This is a genomic window from Syntrophomonas curvata (genome assembly GCF_052976825.1).
In genome coordinates, this window is sequence record NZ_CM129641.1 from 1,665,133 (window position 1) to 1,682,691 (window position 17,559).

Genomic DNA, 17,559 nt, shown 5'->3' on the forward strand with positions numbered 1-17,559 from the left:
TTTATGCATTTTATTTATTCTCCTCCACTTTTTTGTTACGGCCACGTATTAGAAATATAAGCGCTCCTGCACACTCTGCACAGGCCTGCCAACTCAATTTGGACAACTCGGCGGCAAAGCCTGTCACCTTTTAAAACGATGGGCTCACACAACTTGCCCCGTTGGAAGTCTATCTTTTGTTTTACTGTTTAACCCACCTTTATTACGATGGAACCAGCTATATCGCCGGCTGCACATCCGGTAAATGCGCCGATACCGCCGCCCTGTACAGCCAGAGCTTCGATAAGTTCGCAAATTGCTCTACCTGCGGTTGGTCCCTGGGGATGTCCATAAACCATGGAAGATCCATAATTGTTCATAAGCTCACGTTTAAGACCAAGTACGATTTCAGAATTTGCATCATTTACGGCAAACGGGTTGTGGGTCTTAATCTGGCTGAGATCACTGACTTTTACACCAGCAGCATCACAGCCTGCCTGTAATGCAGGAGCAGGAGCAGCCGCCATACGTCCGGGAGCTACACGAACTGATGCATAGCCCAGGACCTGTACGGGAATATTTTTGTCTTTGCTCATTGCAGCAGCTTTTTCCTTGGTTGTTACTATAATTCCGCAGTTGCCGTCGGCAGGATGGGTCTGGCCGCCATAGGTTACTACTCCGCCTTCATCAACGGGTTTCAGTTTTTGAAGGCCTTCCCAGGTTGTCGGCGTGATTCCGGCATCCTCGTCAATAACTACAATTTTTTTACCTTGTTTGATTTCAATCGGGAACATGTAACGTTTTTGGAATGCTCTATCGTTTTTCAGTGCATCTTTGTATTGTTCATATCTCATAAAGACTATTTCGTCACACATTTCTTTGGTGATGCCTCTTTCTTTAGCTACTGCTTCGGCGGTGCGATACATCTTCAGGCCTGCGCCAGGGGATGGATCCAGGTCAAAGTTATCCAGAACAACGTTTTCAATGTCCAGATTGCCTTTGGTCGGGTTGGGTGAAATTATATAAGAATGACTGGATGTGCGGTCAGTGGAAAGGCAGAAGCATGTTGAATAGTTGCCTAGCTCCACATCGTTGGCTGCCAGGGCTAGGCTGGTTACCGAGGTTGTACATACCTGATTCAGGCCTATGGCGGGAATTTCTTTCTCACGATTCATAACGACGGCAGCCGCATAAGCGTGTCCAAAAAATGTCTTCTGAGAGTATATTGTCTGCCCATAATACATAAAATCAAATTCATTGTAGGGAATATCTTTTTCTAAAACCCAGCGCCTGGCGGTGGCAGCGCCTAATACAACCGGATTTTCTGATTTCAACGCTCCGTTCCAGCGGATGAATGGGGTTGAATAATATCCTCCATAAGGAATAAAAACATTGTTGTACTTTGCCATATAAAATAAAAACCTCCTGATTTTTCTTTTTTCATACAATGGATTAAAACTTTAGGCGTGCCCTAAATGAAATGAATTTTATATATCAAGCTATCAGTAAAATACCAAGATCGGGTTTCTGTTAGTCCACCATCTTCGCAGTAGTAAATATCAATTTTTCATTTATTCATCCGCAATTTTCCGGTTGCTCTATAAAATCCCCCCTTTCTTATGCTTTTATGGGGTGCACCTGGTCTATAGCAAAGCAAAAGATATGCCAACTAACTTGAAGAATAAGAAAAGCCCGTGTTCGCTTGCTATTTGCGTACACGGGCTTAGTGCTGGCTATATTCAGACCGGATTATGGTTGTAATAAATCTACCAATTGCGGTCGCATTTATGATACCATGTAGCGTTATTACTACATGCCCTAAAGCGGGTTTCTGGCTCTGGTCTTGCGGTAAAGCATAGTCCGGTGAATGCCCAGGCGCTGAGCGGCTTCACCAACACGGCCATTGCACTCAGCCAGAACCTGATTGATATACTCCTCTTCCACCTTTTTTAAAACACTTTTTAAGGATCCATGATAATTCGGGAATGGCTCTGTCGGCGAAGAATCTTCATCGGGGAAAGAAACCTTTTTGCCCAATAGGGCGTCATTTCCAAACTCTAGATAGTCGCCCGGGGAAGTCACCACCAGCCTCTCTATCACATTTCTAAGCTCCCTGACGTTCCCGGGCCAGTTGTAAGCCAAAAGAGAGTGTACGGCGTGGGGGATAAACTTCTTCTTCAAGGCGTACTTACGATTGAACTCTTGCAAAAACTTCTCCGCCAGGACCATGACATCTTCAGGCCGTTCCCTCAAAGGAGGCAGATGTATAGGAATGACATTGAGGCGGTAATATAAATCACTGCGAAATGTTTTCTGGTCCACCATGGCTTTCAGGTCTCTATTGGTAGCAGCAATAAACCGTATATCGGTCTGGAATAGGCTGGTACTGCCCAGCCTTTGCACCTGCCCGGTTTCTATTACCCGCAGGAGCTTGGATTGCATGGTCAGAGGCAGATCTCCGATCTCGTCAAGAAACAGGGTTCCTTTGTGAGCAATTTCGAATATTCCTGGTTTGCCCTTGGAGCTTGCTCCGGTAAAAGCACCTGCGACATAGCCAAAAAACTCCGATTCCAGTAACTCTGACGGAATCGCCGCGCAGTTGACCGGAATAAAAGGCTCCCTAGCCCGGGGGCTATGGCGGTGTATGTGCTTGGCCACAACTTCCTTGCCGCTGCCCGATTCGCCGAACAGCATAACCGTACTATCTGATTTAGCCACATAGGCGCTGTTATCAATTACCTCTTTCATTTTTTTACTCTCGGCTACAATAGATCCTGGTTCCCTTTCATTTAAATACTCAGCCGCTGTTTTATAACGCGCAGCTTTTTGGGTTTCTTTGTCCAGGGCTTCCAGGTATTTATCGACTATGTCCTGGTCGCGTGAATTAACAATAACCAGTGAGACTTCACCGTCTTCATCAAAAATCGGGGTTCCGGTACACATAATATTGGAGCCATACCGGTTTTTGATCAGCCCGGTAACTACCCCGCGTTTTTCAATCGTTTCCAGGGCAATTGAGGGACTATAAAGGCCCTTCTCCAGTAAGTGGCGTACGTTTTTACCGATTAATTCCTGGGGACTTTCATCCAGCAGTTTTCCTGTGGCCGGATTACATAGGATTATGTTGCCTTTTCCGTCAAAAACACATATCGCATCATAGGAATTGATAATCACCTGCTTCAAATCATCACGGGAACAGAATTTTTTCGTAGTCAATTGTTCGGAAACCATTCTTTTTCCCCCCTATAAGGATAGGCATCCGTCAGCTTCAGGAGCGAATGATACCGCAAATTCAGCACTTGATTAATTGAGTACAGCTTCATTTTTTATATACTAAAAAAGGCCTCAAGACACCCGCCACTGTTTTCTGTAATCATTTGCCGCTATGACAATATTCATATGGGCAAACAAAATAGATCCAGTTGCCTATGACCAGTCACTACCATCATTCGGTGGGTAATTCCCGGCTGTGCAATTAAAATTTATATATGGAAGTGTCCACGGTTAAGACCGAGGTAATAGGCTTGATCAAGTAACTACCGGAAGAAGCAGAAATATGGTGAACCTTCAGGAGAAAAACCCGCTCTTGGAAATTTTAATCTGTATATAAACCATAACATGTATAAATTGGTAATGGTATCTTTGATCATTGTTAAAATTTTCACATCAAATTTATCTGCTACATAATTTAAGTATAGACTGATAATATCATTTGTTATCATATGATATTATGTGTATATATTTATTTGTCAAAAAGGCCTCAAGATACTTTCCACCGCTTCGCAGATATTTGCTTTTTTTTTAACGACTTTAAGAAGACGGACAGGTTGCGAACACGGCGATATCGTCCTTTGATACCGCCGTATCCAAAAATGGGCGACTTTAACACACCCTCCGAATCCTGGATTTTTTGAAAAGGAAAACGGCGGCTTGAAATAGCAATATCTCAAAATCGCCGTCAGACTTCTATATTATGTTTTAAGCGTGAATATACAGCCGCCGAAACAACTGGTTTTTATTTCCTCAGGTTGGCGTTTTGTAATTGGCGAAAATCCTTTTCCCAGCGGGCAGCCTGGGTAATTACATCCGCTTCCGGAACAAAGTCCGCAGCAGGTTCAATTATGGCAAGGTCAACCGTTTGTATCAATATTCTCCCTAACCCTTATGTAACGGGATAATTCCCGGTAAATGCTGTTAATAGCAGCCTCAAGTTCATTGATCTGCTGCCTGTTCTGCTTTCTTCGGGCTGCAAAATACCCCTTGATTTCCTGGGCAGCAAGAGGGCTTTCGGCTCCCAGTCTTTTAACCTCTTCCAGGGCGTTGGCGAGTGCCGTGCCTGCGGATGCCTCTTTTCTGGATGCATCTTCCCTATCACTCTCTTTTATCTTCAGCACGGATTGCAACCGAATAATCTCACTTTCAGCAAATTCGAGTTCGGCCTCATCGAATAAAATTGAAGCATACGCTTCCACTGGCAGTTCCAATTTATCCAGCTTCTTCTGGGATTTACGCCTTAATAGCAATTTCCGGTAATAGTGTTTTAAAATCTGTTTTTCCTGGTTAGCTCTTCTTCAAGAGCAGTATGGACATCCATAATTTCCCACTCATGCCTTTTATCGCATAACCACTGTTATTCTTAAACCATTATTTCGTAATCGATCATCTGTCCGGTTTTTGTTTCGAAAGACTTAATTGCGGTTTCAATAACGCCTGTATTGCACCCAGACGAAATATGTACATATAAATCTTCTTTTGCTCGGCTGCAAGCGACATGACGTTACTCCGGGACGTTCTTCTTAAAAAAGACTCATACTCTTTAAATATTGATTGGGGAAAAAGCTGCTCTCACACCGTTGTCTTACCAGACAAACCAGACGTAAGAACCAATACATTTATTTCATTATACTGAATCCAATAAAAAAAACCCACGATTTTCCTAACGGGCTCCATTGTTCAAGTTCGTGAGTTTTGCTGTTACAATATGAGCGTCCCGGTGTAAACGGTGGTAGTCTCCAACCGTCCCGGTGTAACTCTAAAGTTAATGATTTAAAAACCTAATAACACTAAGAACTTCGGGGGCATTGACGCCCCCGATTAGTTTTTTTATTTAGCTAATAAATTATATAACACCTGGGTCATTTCGGCTCTGGTAGTAGTAGCATTAGGGGTTAGTTTGCCACTGCTGCCGGAAATGGTGCCGGATTTCACCAGTGTGCCCATCGCTTCGCCTGCCCAGCTCGCCACATCGGCACCGTCCGTAAAGTCCGCGAGGGTCTTACCGCTGTTGCCAGCGGGCAGCTTGTCAAGCGACTTAAGTGCGTTGTAGAGCAGGGTGAACATCTCTTGTCGCGTAACAGCTTGTTCGGGAGCATATTTATTATCCCCGATGCCTTTCGTTAAGCCTAGCTGTTTGGCAGTTGCTAAGTATTCGGTGTAGTAAGTGTTGCCTGCATCGCTAAAGTTATCGTTATTATTAGTATTAGGCTTAATGTCGCAAGCGCGCATTAATAGGGTAATAAATTGTCCTCTAGTTAAGGTAGCATCGGGGCTGAAGGTGGTGGCCGTTGTGCCACTGGTGATGCCCTTTGCGGCGATGAAGCTCACCGCGTCATAGTACCACGCGCCGGGGGGAACGTCGGTGAAAGGATTTTTCCAGCCGGCTTCCTTAGTATCCTGACCCACCACATACAGGGAGAGGTGGTCAAGGTCGAAGCTGACTATACCGTCTTTGAAGGTGCAGTTTACTTTTTCCAGGTCGCCTTTATCGTTTAAGTACCACACGGCCACAGGCTGGGGTCCGTTGTAAGCTACCTGGACGGAAAGGGTTCCGTCAAAGCTGCTGATCTTCTGGGTGCCGGAAAGAATATTGATGTCCAGCACCAGGTCGCCGCTCCGGACTGCTTCTTGTTGGGCCGGGGTAAGTGAACCTGTCGCTGCTGGCTGCAGTTCAATACTCAAATTACTGCCGGTCGCCTGCTCCAGAATAGAGGCAGCTGCATCTTCGTCCAGGGCAATTGTTCCGGCAGGCAGCTTAAGCGTAATGTCCAGATCCGCTTCATTCATGGCTGACAGAGCCGCTTTGGGAAGTTGGGCCGCGGTAATGCCGCTTACTTTGGAAAGGTCGATGACGGCTGCGCCGCCCTGGCTGTTTTCAATGATGTCATTGACTTTAGCCGCAGGCAGGGAAAGGACTGCCGTGCGATTTGATGCGGTATAGTTTACTTTTACCGCACCGTCTGCCGCCGGGGCAGTAGGTTGGACAGTACTGCCGGATGACGAACCGCCGCTGCCACCGCTACCGCCGGTATAAGTCCAGTGGGCATATATAGTTGTATTAGCGGTAAATACATAGTCCTTGGTTATTTGCGTTCCGCCGCTTACTGCCGTGAACCAGCCGTCAAACCTGTGATTGCTTCTTGACGGTGTGGGCAGAGCAGTTAGCTTGCCGTCTGTGCCGGTTTGTGCACTGGCAGGTGATAAGCTGCCACCATTGGCGTTATAGATTACGGTATATTTTGTTATCGGTGATCCCTGTTGCCAGTTAGCCGTAACGATTACGTCTTTGCCGGGCATGGTAAAGGTAGTTGAAGCACTGCCTGGGTTGGCAAAGCTTACACCATCGGGAGAAGTCCAGTTGACAAAGGTATAGCCGTCACGGGTGCCTGCATCTATGTTAACAGACCAATTTAAAATATACCTGCCCGCGCCAGACGTAGGTGCATAGCTTTCATTTACTGTAACGTAAAAAGCTGCTCGTATGGTAAGTTCACTCTTTTCATGCTTGAGAGTGTAATTCTTCTCTTTCTCCGTCACTAATGTTGCCTCCGTTTTAAAGTCAATATCACTTACCCCTGGGGTATTGCTATCATTTACATTCAGCTTAGGTACTGCCCACGTAGATATGGAGTTATTACTATTATCACCTGCCACAAAACCAATATAGTTTACAATGATAGGATCTAATATAGAAAAATCGGACCCTTGAACCATTGTGTAATTACTGGGAAATACACTTATTTCTTTTTTCTTGATAGAAAAATCAATGGATTCTGTACCGCTATAATCTGCGTCCTCCGGTATGGATAAGGTGACAGTATAATCCCCAGCATCTATAGGGGCTGTTCCACTATCGTAGGCGGTAGTATTCCTACCTTCATAATGATGGTTCAAAGCTCCTGTAAATCCGCCTGTCTGTGGCTCACCGGTATAGCCCTTCTGTGGATCGCCTGAGTATTCAGCATCAGTTCCGTCAATTCCGGTAATACTTACAGGCCTCTTTCCTGCCTTCACAGTAAGTGTAAAGGTACTGTCATTATAGCAACTGCCTCCATTGATTTTGAGTTTGATATTGTCCTCTGTACCGGTGGGCTTGCTAGCTGTGTTAAAGATCAATATCCATCTCCAATCAGTGGATGCATCCCTCTTGAGTTCACTCGTCCCTGTAACCAGAGTGCCTCCGTTGTCTTCTATTGTATACGTCATATCGCTCATGGGTACATTAGGCAAGGTATACTCATTGTTCAGTGTTGACTGATCAGCTTTTACATAAAAAGTATCCGACTGTATTCCGGTATATGTTGCTTTGTTTACAGTTACTGTTGTTCTTTCACTTTCTATCTTATTACAGCCGTCCGCCTTTAACTCGCAGTAATACTCATATGTTCCGGGTATAAGATCCGAAGAGATTTCGAAGGTGTTCGTCCCATTCCCAACTGTCATGTTAGATGCAGATACTGTACGCCACCATTGATAAGTGATGGGTGCACCATTGGTAGTGGTAGCCTCAACTGAGATTGTGCCGGGACTTTCTCCAAAAACCCCCGTCAGAGATGACGTAGGCTGCTGTGTAATATTGATAGTATGCTCAGCAGCGTATGCTACCTGCAGCAGCATACTAAACAGCATGCACACCGATAGCATGAGTGACAGAACTTTGTTTGTGATTCTTTTGGTTTGCATAATATTAATTCTCCTCCTTGTACATTGTAGTTAGACGTACTTAAATCAAAAAGCTTAGTTCTTTTGACAATCACATAGGAATTCCGGGGTAACTCGGATAAATATTCTCGTAAAGGCAGGGGGCTTCGAAGGTCCTCCTTGGGAAGTATTGCTCTGTCCCGAAATTAAGAGTGAAGCCCCACCCGTATGAGAGGACTCGAATGAGCACGTTGTTGATGCGGCTTGCCGCATGCTGCGAGTTACGCGCAAGGTTGAGGCTCGTAGGGGCTAAAGGGAACCTGCCGTATTTTGTGAAAGTAGGGGTTAGTATGTTCTATGCAGGCATTGACATCGCCAAGCACCGTCACGAGCTTTGCCTGGTTGATGAGACAGGTAAACCGGTTTTGCAGATTTTTATCGAGAATACTCACAAGGGGTTTGAAAAGCTTTTGCAAGCGATCAATGGTTTAGAAGTTGCTCCTGATGGAGTTCGGTTCTGCATGGAAGCTACCGGGCATTACTGGTTAGCTCTCTATTGCCATCTTAAGGAGCTGGACTATAAGGTTAGCGTTATTAATCCTATTCAGTCTGATGCCCTGCGCAATCTCTACATTCGCAAAATCAAAACCGATGAGAAGGATGCTTTGCTCCTGGCTGAGATGCTGCGTCTTGGTCTTGCCCCTGAAGCCAATCTGGCTTCGGAAACGGTAATGAAGCTGCAAACCCTCTCTCGTATTCGAATTGAATTTGTGCACCAGATCGGCGCTTTAAAGAACAGGGTGCTTGGTATCCTCGACCGGATCTTTCCTGAATACCCCAAGTGCTTTTCTAATGTCTTTATTCGCACTTCCAAGGAATTGCTTAAGCGCTATTGTGAACCCGAGGAAATCGCCGAGTTGGATATCTCAGAATTGACTGGCTTTCTTAAGCAGCACTCCCGCGGCCGCCTCGGTGCAGAACGGGCTGAACAGATTCAGGCTTTGGCCAAGGGTACGTTTGGGATTAACCTGGCCTTGGACGCTTTTACTCTAGAACTCCGCCTTATGGTTGAACAGGTTGAATTCATTGAAGATCAGATCGCTGTCATTGAGGAAGCCATCAACCAGGTCATGGAGGAAATGCGCCCCAGCCCTGATACGCCTTACCGCCATGTTCTGGAGACCATTCCTGGCATCGGTCCTGTACTGGCTGCTGCCATCATTGGCGAGGTGGGCGATATTAGTCGATTCCCTAATGCCAAGGCTTTGGTGGCTTATGCCGGTATTGATGCTACGGTTCGCTCTTCGGGTCAGTTTGAGGGCACCCGTAATCGGATGTCTAAACGGGGCTCCCCTGTTTTACGCAACAGCCTATGGCTGGCTGCCGTTTCGGCCCGCAGATTCAATCCGGAACTGAAAGCTTTTTACGAATTGAAGTGCAGCCAGGGCAAGCATTCGAGTGTGGCTACCGGAGCTGTAGCGCGGCGTTTGGTGCATTTGATCTATTCTCTTTGGAAAGAAAATCGTCCCTTTGACCCGAATTATACCTGGTCGCCCACAAACCCCAATGGGTAACCGGAATCTCTATGTGATTGTCAAAGAACTTTTTTAACCTATTGACTTTTTATAGCACGTCTTATTTTTTACTTTAACCTCAATAAGACTCTCCCAAAGTCATTTTCATAATTTCGTCGTAGGCAAGCTCTGCCACCGGTGCGGTGCAGCCGCTTTTGTACCAGTGGACAAAGCCGCCGTCTGTGTCTGCACTCCGCCAGATATCCGGGTTTTGCAATGCTCCGAAACGAAATATATCAAAGCTGGGCTTCATATCGACCATCACGCAGTTCCCTGTATCAAAGGTTACCCGCAAAATGCCGTTTTCCAGCGGCTCGACCTTGGTAATGGGCTTTCCCTTCATGTTTTCCCCCCCTTAAATATAAAAAAACGCCACTGTACCGTTTCATTGTACAGTGACGTTTTGAATTTGTAGTGTGACCATTTGTCACTATTTTTATAATTTCAGTAAATTCTCCAATTCCAGGCGTTTGTTTTTGCTGCTGCCGGAGATGTTGAGTTTATCAAAGATACGCGAGAGCTGATTGCGCACCGTTCCTTCGGCCAGATGCAGCTCTGCAGCAATTTCCAGATTAGTTTTCCGCTGGGCTGCCAGTCGGGCAATTTCCAGTTCCCGATCGGACAGTCCATAGTTTTCATGCTCGCCAAAGTGCTCCCAGCGTATTTTCTGCCTGGCAGCGCCAAACTGCTCGGCCAGGGCCAGAATATACCCAATTTCCTTGGCGTATACTCCCGTGCTTTTAAGCTCCTTCAGCATATCTGCAATATAGCCTTCACTTTCGGCAAAGGGCATAACAATGCCATCGGGAAGCGCTTGGTCCAGAGCTGTTAGCAGCTCCTTTTGGGCTTCCTCGCTTCTGCCGATCTGCCCGAGGGCTGCGGCAAGCTGAATATGAAGCCAGATTTCACAGAGTACATTGTGGTAAATACCATAGAGATTTTCGCATTCCTCCCGCCTGGCCAGAACCTGCGTCCATTCTCCCTGGGCCAGCAGCAGCTGGTTATAAAAGGTGTGGAGCATGGGTGTGGCGGGGAATAAGACCAGGGCCTCCTGCAGCCGTCCCTCAGCCATCCACCTGGGTGCAGCCTCCGGATGTCCCAGCAGGGCATAGAGAAAGCTTTGGCACATATCAAGTGTATTCAGGAGTGTGTACTGCCGCTCCCTGCGCAGCCATTCCCGACAATCCAGACTGTGTTTTTTTACAGCTTCAAAATCTCCGTTAAAAAGTGCCATACGCATAGAAAGAAAATTGCAATTCAGCATAACACTGAACTGCTTTTTTTGATTGGCCGCCGCCATGGCCATGCGGTTGGCGATGTCGGCATCGGTCAGTTGTCCCCGTTCATAGAACAAGTCAGCTGCAAACCCATGCTCCGCCCCGTTGCCATGTCCGTCCGACACCTGATAATAATAGGGCATGCACTCTTGCATCTCGGCATTTTCATTGTCTGCGCCGCCTACACTGCGATGATACATCATAAAGATGGAGGGAGCAGAAAATGTCCAGGCGCCTTTGGGGTCAATACTGAGCGAGGTGCGGCTAAGTAATGCGCAGGCCTTGCGGTGATGGACACTCATGGCCGAGATGTTATTGTAGCAAAGAAAGCTCTCTGATACCTCGGCATCGCCCAAAAGATCATGGCGTTCCTGTTCGCTCAGAGCAGTATCCTGTTCCAGCGACTTAAGAAGCATTCCCTTCATACGTTTGATTTCGGGGATATTATGAAAAGAAAACATCTTGACCATGCACGCAACGATGGCAATGGGATATCTTAAAAGATATTCTTCGGGACAAGTTTTGATCCAGCGGAAAAATTCCTGACTGTGCTCGGTGTTCAGACTCTTTGCCTTATCCTTTTCCAATGTTATGAGCACACCATTCCAATCCTGGGCACTGGCGAAGGCGAAATAGGCCGGGACATATTCTTCGTGATCCAGATACCATTGCCCTAATCGGGAATAATTTTCTCTCTGCCAGGTTTCCGGCTTTTCGGCAAATTTCTGCCGGGTACAGTGGCGCAACATATGGTGGCAGCGATAAATCCCGTTTTCATTACGGGTTATAAAAGCATTGTTTTTTGAAAGGGCACTAAGAAGTTTCACCGTATCCGGGTGCTGCCACATATAGGCTGCCTGATCTGCCGTAAACTCATCGGCCATGCCAATCAGAACAAGAAATTCCCGTTGACGTTCCGGTAACGGATTTAATAATACCTGATCAATCAGCGTAAAAATGTCGGCTGAACTGGATAGCCAGCATCCCTTCTGGGCATAGGCCTTGAAATTCAGATATACCATGGAGATCCATCCCTCGGTGAGCGTAGCCAGGACATTAATTTCCTCGGCCGAGGGTTCAAGTCCACAGCGTTTGGCATAGACAGCCAACTCTTGTTGGCTGAGGCGCAGGTCATCGGCAGTAATTTCACCCAGCAGATTACCGAGGCGCATCCGTTCCTCCTCGTTAAAAATCTGATTGCGGGACAGAAGAATGATATGAACACTGTCCGGCAGGCTGCGGGAAAGAAAAAGCAACAGCGGTGTCAATGGTTTTTGCTGAAGGATATGGAGATCGTCCATGACTATGTAAATTCGGCTGGCGCTTGGTGACAATGCATCATCCAAAAGCTCCGCCAGCATGGATATGGCACTTGCATCCTGGGGGTACCCGAGAGCTTTCATTTGTTCGGTTAATTCGGGGTAGCCTTTGAAGGCCCGGCAGAAGCCCATCCAAAAATCCGTAATACTGTCCGTAACAATAATTTGACGTAGAATAACGGCATCGGCTTGACTTTTTTTTTGACGTTTTGACCACCAGTTCATTGCGGTGGTTTTTCCAAAGCCCATGGGTGCAACGACCGTGGTAATGGGATAAGTATTTATTTCGTTTAACCGCCGCTTCAGGCGCTCGGATATAAAGATATTATTTAAGTGAGGATAACAGTTCAAGAAATCACCATTTTCCAAAGCATTTATATGTTTCTGGATTAGAACAAATTGCTTAAGTATAAATTGCTTTCTGCCCGATTTGCATGGATGGGGCTCTTACAATTCCCCCATTATTTTCTCCACAATCCATAACTATCCATAATAAAAATACTATATCTTGTGGTTGATTTCAACAGATTTAACAACATGTGTATGCCCGAGTGAGCTTTCTTACAAGATGGTGACCATAGGCAACATGAAAGACCCAACCGTTACCACCGTGAGCTATATCACAGGACAACCCTAACTGGATCATTGGAAGGCTTTTCGATAACGATTATTCCCAGTCTTTCCATACCTCAGGCCGATAGCCAACAGTAGCTTGCTTACCATTTCTTACAATGGGTGTATTAAAGAGCTTTTGATGGTTGAACAGGATTTCTTCGCGCATGCTGCTACTCCCGATTCGATCCAAATTATATTGCTTATATTCTTTTGCGTTACGATTTATCAAATCATTAAGACCGACCGACTTTTTTACGCTTTCAAATTCACCCTTGCTTAAACTTTTCTGCTTAATGTCTATGAATTGATATTTAATATTTCTTTCTTTAAAATATCGTTCGGCTTTTTGTGTATCAAAACACTTCTTAAGGCCAAATATCTGTATATTCAATCTCCAGTTCTCCTGTCAAATTCAACCGGCAATTTCCCAGTGGTTATCAAGAGCATGGGAAAGGAGGCCGGTATCAGGATTTATAGCAACTGGGTTTCCTACTAGTTGCATAAGCTCAATATCGGCCATACTGTCCGCAAAGCACTTGCTGCCTTCCCAGTCGACATTTTTATCGGCAAATGTATTCTGTAACAATGCTACTTTTTTCTTTCCCGTAATAAAAGGGATATCTCCATTATGATCAAAAACGCCATTCTGAAAAGCCAGCTCGGCAGCAATAACCGTGTCCAAGCCCAGATCCATGGCCACTATCCGCAATAAATCAGCATAAGCCCCGGAAAGCAGTACACAATGAAAGCCTTGTTTCCGCGCCATTTCTATCTCATTTATCACCGTAATATTAAATAGCTCCTTAATATTAGGATAAGCGTTTTGAAAAAACTCATTTATCTGTGTTCTGCTCATTCCCTTAAAAATCAGATTAAATCTATCAAAAGCCAGATTTTTAAATTTTTCCCGGCTTATAATCCTCATTTTATACCAGACTAGTGTCGGTATAATGTAAAGATAAACGAGCGCATATCTGATCAGCGATCTTTTCTGCCTGATCCATTCCTTACCCAAACAGGGCAGGGTGTCCTTCGTCAATAGAGTCCCATCGAAATCAAAAATCGCCAGCTTCATAAGTTCCCTCCACTATTAGTGTTATATAACGGAATTATACATATATACCCAAATAACCATACACTCAAGTATTATCTTAAAACGGTGTTCTATGTAAATGGGAGGGGTGTATTGAGAATAGAACAAATTGGAGGATAATTAATTTAGATATATGATAATAAGGTATTTATTTAACCCACAGAATTTTTTGCCCGGAAATATAGTAATTGCTTTTTCGGCTGCCTATATCCATAACATATACGCCGCCAATATTCTCATTAACCAGGCTTTCAAAGAACGTTCCTGCAGGAGTCCAATGTCCTGTCCAACTGTACAGCAGATATTTACCGTCAGGTGAAAAACCCAATGGAACGTAACCCGGAGAAAATTTGCTGTCGTAGACGCCGTAGTAGTGTTTTAACTGTATTTCGTGGCCGTTTTTATCTAGATAGAGAGAGCCCATTTTATTGGTTGCTTTAGAGCCGTTGATTTCCGGTTTTATGTATATAAAATCTTCTGACCCTGATTCAATATCTCCAATAAAACGAGGCTTTTTCTCGCCGGTTTTGATGGAGTATAATCCCCAACTCCCATCTTTCATGGCAACAAAGTGAAATTCGTCTTGGGACTTGTCGTAATTGTAATCTATTATATTGTTATTTGGTTCTCCTTTACCCCTATGGCTATATACAAGGTCGGTATTAGCCAGCCCGGCGTCAGCAGTATACAGGTTTAATACCCCTTCTTCCCTCTGCAGAAAAAATATTTGCCCTTCCAAACCTGCTATAATATCATGTCCCATAAATAGGTTTAAAATATGCCTGCCAGCGAATGTCAGGATTAATAAAACCAGTAATATCGCTATAGTTGTTCTTTTTAACAGTAAAATACCCCCTTGAATAACCTGTAAGCCGTAATTTTGATGTAAGGATCATCCTAGATTTTGGACAGCGGTCTATTTGGTGGGCGATTAAAGTAATTATAGGTTTTGCTTTGCCATTCCAGCTTTATAGGAACAGACTTGATGATAGCGTCATTTTCATCCTTGATGATGAAGTAAGCGGTTTTATCATTTTTCACAAAATATCTGCCCCCGATGTAAAAGCTGTAAGTGGACGCGGATTTGTTTTCGATACCACGATGCCCCGAAAATTCCAACCCTGCTTTATTGACCAGTGATATCCTGTCAAGAAATAAATCAATTGACTTGTCAGTAGTCAAAGTTCCCCTGAGTTCGATTATTCCAAATCGGTTATCGTAATTGTGTTCCAGCTTTTTATAGGGCTTGCTGTAAAAAGTGTAAACCTTGAAGTAAGCCTGCTGGGCAAAGACAGGTAGTTTGGCAAGAGTTTTGTAGTAACGCTCATTACGAAACAGAGTAAAGCTTTTTTCCAAGTCGGTGAATACAATTTCATTCAGCTGTACAACCATACCGTCCACGGTTACTTCCTTATCCAGGGCACACCGGTTGATGGTGATTCTGTGTTGGGTATAGTAATAGACCGAGGTTATGAGCCATATGCAAAGCAGAATCATCAGTATGCGAGTCCATTTTTTTCTAAACATTCCCCATTCTCCTCTCCATGTCTCCCTACCGCCACCAAGTTATTACTTACTTAAAAAAAGCCCCTGTAGGATTATTTCATCCTGCCTGTCTCCCTTCATTTAATAGTTTACCTTTATTCTCCAGTAACCGCTTCAGGCAGCCGGTCCAGGAGCTAACGCTGTTTCCGGCCAATAAAGGCCTGTTCACATAGTTCCATGGTTGCCGTTCCCGAGCCAAGGTTATCAATTTTAGCTGTAAAATCGTCCAGTTTATCGATAGCAACCCAAATTTCCAACTTAATATGGTCGGCATATTGAATATCTGTTATATCAGCTATGATACTGTGGAAATGTTTTTCGAAACTGCCATAACAGTTATAGTCCAGGGTCAACATGATCTTTTGGGAGTATTCCATGTGTATAATCCGGGCCTTATCCAGGGCTGATAGAACAGATCGGGTATATGCCTTGACCAATCCGCCGGTTCCCAGCAGGGTTCCGCCAAAATAACGGACTACAATAGCCATAATGTTTTCTAAATCCTTCTGCGCCAGTACATTAAGCATGGGCCATCCCGCAGTTCCCCCTGGTTCACCGTCATCACTGCATCGTTCCAACAGGCTGCCGTCCTGCCTTAATCTATAAGCAAAACAATAATGATTGGCCCCGGGATATTTTTGCTTAGCCTCATCACGCCCGGTCTCTATATCTTGTATTTGATTCAGAGGCATCAGAATACAAATAAACCTGGACTTTTTTATAACTATTTCGGCGATGGTGGTCTCACTTATGGTTTTGTAGGTCATTTATTTAAACCTTTCACGGGCATATAAATGTTCTATTAAGCCTCAGGACTTGCCTTCAGCCGTCTTTGAAAGATTACAAATACCGGTAGTGGAATAATGATCCAGCCCATACTTTTTACCAGGCTATTTGAAATTATTGTATATGCTCCAACAACTCGGCCAGATCGCTTATAAAAATGTCCGGAGAGGATTTGATGAGCTCTTCCCTGTTACCCAATCCATAGGTCACACCACAGGTTAGGGTACCGGCGTTCTTACCCGCTTCCACATCGACATAAGAATCACCGACCATTATGGCTTGTTGGGCTGGTAGTTTAAAATGCTCCAGTACCTGGATAATACCCTCCGGGTCAGGCTTCATTTTCTTTACCGATTCGGGCCCGACCACCATGTCAAAGTATTGTTTGACGCCTAATACCTCAAGGATTTTCAGGGCCAAATCTTCCGGTTTGTTGGTTACCAGTGCTGTTTTTGTGCTTTCACTGGATTTAATATGCTTCAGGGTTTCTTCTACGTGTTCATACAGCCTGGTCTCGACTACCGCATTTTCCAAATAGTGTTTCCGGTAGATTGGTATCACCTGTTCGATGGTATCATCATCACAGCCCGAAAAACAGTTTCTTATCAGGTGTCCCACTCCGTGACCTACATAGCTGATTATTTCCTCCCGGGTCAGAATAGGCTGGTTAAATTGTTTTAACACGTGCTGCATTGCACCGGCTATGTCCTGCCCGGAATCAATTATAACGCCGTCGAAGTCAAATATTACAAGATTAACATGGTATCTCATTCCTGCCTGTCTCCCTATATTTATAGTCTACCATAGTTCCGAGCAGCTGCTTAAGCCAGCGGATTCAGCCTTACGGTCTTGGTAGCATACTGCTAACTTGTAGTTACCGTGTTGTGTGTGAAAAAAGCTGTATGGCTGTATTTGCCGGTCCTGTACCACTGTTATTTTATCTCCCATATGAATGCAAAAGGCATCCAGCGCCAACCGAAAGCCAAGTCCGGTCGCCTTCATATAGCTTTCCTTCAAAGTCCACAAATCATAAAAGGCATCGATGCGGTCCGACTCGGGCTTTTCCAGAATGTATCCGTATTCCCGGCTAAAGAAATAGCTACCGGCAACATCCAAATCGATAGCACTGCAATATTCTATATCCACTCCCACCGGTACATCGGAAATAGCACATACTGCATATTCCTCGGAATGAGAGATATTGAAATATATATCGGGATGGTCCGACAAATACGGCTTGCCATGTTCATCTTCCGAGCAGGTGACAGGGCATTTTATATCGGGATACAGCTCCTGTAAACCGCGGTTCAACAACAGCTCACCTCCCAGGGACAGGGCCCTGTCCTTTTTCTGCAGATAGCTTTTCATTTTTGTATATCGTTTTTCTGAAACATAGTTTTTCCATTTGCTATCATTAGGGTCCAGTTCGGATATGTTCATTAAATATATCTTAA

The 17,559-nt window shown here is 44.8% G+C and carries 15 protein-coding genes; 1 reads left to right on the forward strand and 14 read right to left on the reverse strand.

What is annotated here, in order from left to right:
• Positions 1 to 188: 188 nt before the first annotated feature.
• The 5 genes from ACU70B_RS07450 to ACU70B_RS07470 all read right to left on the reverse strand — a co-directional run bounded on the left by ACU70B_RS07450 (position 189) and on the right by ACU70B_RS07470 (position 7,938).
• On the reverse strand, positions 189 to 1,388 hold the full coding sequence (locus tag ACU70B_RS07450; protein ID WP_447182941.1) for a thiolase family protein: 1,200 nt from the start codon (positions 1,386 to 1,388) through the stop codon (positions 189 to 191).
• 409 nt (positions 1,389 to 1,797) lie between these two features.
• Positions 1,798 to 3,210, reverse strand: a complete 1,413-nt coding sequence (locus tag ACU70B_RS07455; protein ID WP_447182942.1) for a sigma-54 interaction domain-containing protein — start codon at positions 3,208 to 3,210, stop codon at positions 1,798 to 1,800.
• A 784-nt stretch (positions 3,211 to 3,994) separates the two neighbouring features.
• Positions 3,995 to 4,126: a hypothetical protein gene (locus tag ACU70B_RS07460; RefSeq protein ID WP_447182943.1), complete on the reverse strand. Its 132-nt coding sequence runs from the start codon at positions 4,124 to 4,126 to the stop codon at positions 3,995 to 3,997.
• Positions 4,110 to 4,463 (reverse strand): hypothetical protein, encoded by a 354-nt coding sequence (locus ACU70B_RS07465; protein ID WP_447182944.1) that lies wholly within the window; start codon positions 4,461 to 4,463, stop codon positions 4,110 to 4,112. Before ACU70B_RS07465 ends, ACU70B_RS07460 begins: the two co-directional genes overlap by 17 nt.
• 619 nt (positions 4,464 to 5,082) lie before the next feature.
• A complete protein-coding gene (locus tag ACU70B_RS07470; protein WP_447182945.1) occupies positions 5,083 to 7,938 on the reverse strand; it encodes an S-layer homology domain-containing protein in 2,856 nt (951 codons plus the stop codon).
• Between the two features lie 308 nt (positions 7,939 to 8,246).
• On the opposite strand from ACU70B_RS07470, the gene ACU70B_RS07475 reads away from it, so the two are divergent.
• Complete coding sequence (locus tag ACU70B_RS07475; RefSeq protein ID WP_447182946.1) at positions 8,247 to 9,470, forward strand: IS110 family RNA-guided transposase; 1,224 nt, start codon at positions 8,247 to 8,249, stop codon at positions 9,468 to 9,470.
• A 79-nt stretch (positions 9,471 to 9,549) separates the two neighbouring features.
• On the opposite strand, the gene ACU70B_RS07480 is transcribed toward ACU70B_RS07475, so the two are convergent.
• From ACU70B_RS07480 to ACU70B_RS07520, 9 genes are all read right to left on the reverse strand, one after another.
• The gene (locus tag ACU70B_RS07480) at positions 9,550 to 9,813 is read right to left on the reverse strand and encodes a DUF2442 domain-containing protein (RefSeq protein WP_447182947.1); all 264 of its coding nucleotides are present in this window, start codon (positions 9,811 to 9,813) and stop codon (positions 9,550 to 9,552) included.
• Between the two features lie 93 nt (positions 9,814 to 9,906).
• On the reverse strand, positions 9,907 to 12,291 hold the full coding sequence (locus tag ACU70B_RS07485; protein ID WP_447182948.1) for a winged helix-turn-helix domain-containing protein: 2,385 nt from the start codon (positions 12,289 to 12,291) through the stop codon (positions 9,907 to 9,909).
• 442 nt (positions 12,292 to 12,733) lie between these two features.
• Entirely contained in the window at positions 12,734 to 13,072 is a 339-nt protein-coding gene (locus tag ACU70B_RS07490; protein WP_447182949.1) for an arsenate reductase family protein, read from the reverse strand.
• Positions 13,073 to 13,093: 21 nt separating this feature from the next.
• Positions 13,094 to 13,756 carry an HAD family hydrolase gene (locus ACU70B_RS07495; protein ID WP_447182950.1) on the reverse strand — a complete coding sequence of 221 codons (663 nt, stop codon included), beginning with the start codon at positions 13,754 to 13,756 and terminating at the stop codon, positions 13,094 to 13,096.
• 166 nt (positions 13,757 to 13,922) lie between these two features.
• Complete coding sequence (locus tag ACU70B_RS07500) at positions 13,923 to 14,513, reverse strand: hypothetical protein (RefSeq protein WP_447182951.1); 591 nt, start codon at positions 14,511 to 14,513, stop codon at positions 13,923 to 13,925.
• Positions 14,514 to 14,671: 158 nt separating this feature from the next.
• On the reverse strand, positions 14,672 to 15,301 hold the full coding sequence (locus ACU70B_RS07505) for a hypothetical protein (protein ID WP_447182952.1): 630 nt from the start codon (positions 15,299 to 15,301) through the stop codon (positions 14,672 to 14,674).
• 152 nt (positions 15,302 to 15,453) lie between these two features.
• Positions 15,454 to 16,086, reverse strand: coding sequence for a YigZ family protein (locus ACU70B_RS07510; RefSeq protein ID WP_447182953.1), 633 nt, complete (start codon positions 16,084 to 16,086; stop codon positions 15,454 to 15,456).
• Positions 16,087 to 16,219: 133 nt separating this feature from the next.
• Positions 16,220 to 16,876: an HAD family hydrolase gene (locus ACU70B_RS07515; RefSeq protein ID WP_447182954.1), complete on the reverse strand. Its 657-nt coding sequence runs from the start codon at positions 16,874 to 16,876 to the stop codon at positions 16,220 to 16,222.
• A 27-nt stretch (positions 16,877 to 16,903) separates the two neighbouring features.
• Complete coding sequence (locus ACU70B_RS07520; protein WP_447182955.1) at positions 16,904 to 17,545, reverse strand: 4'-phosphopantetheinyl transferase family protein; 642 nt, start codon at positions 17,543 to 17,545, stop codon at positions 16,904 to 16,906.
• Positions 17,546 to 17,559 lie beyond the last annotated feature (14 nt).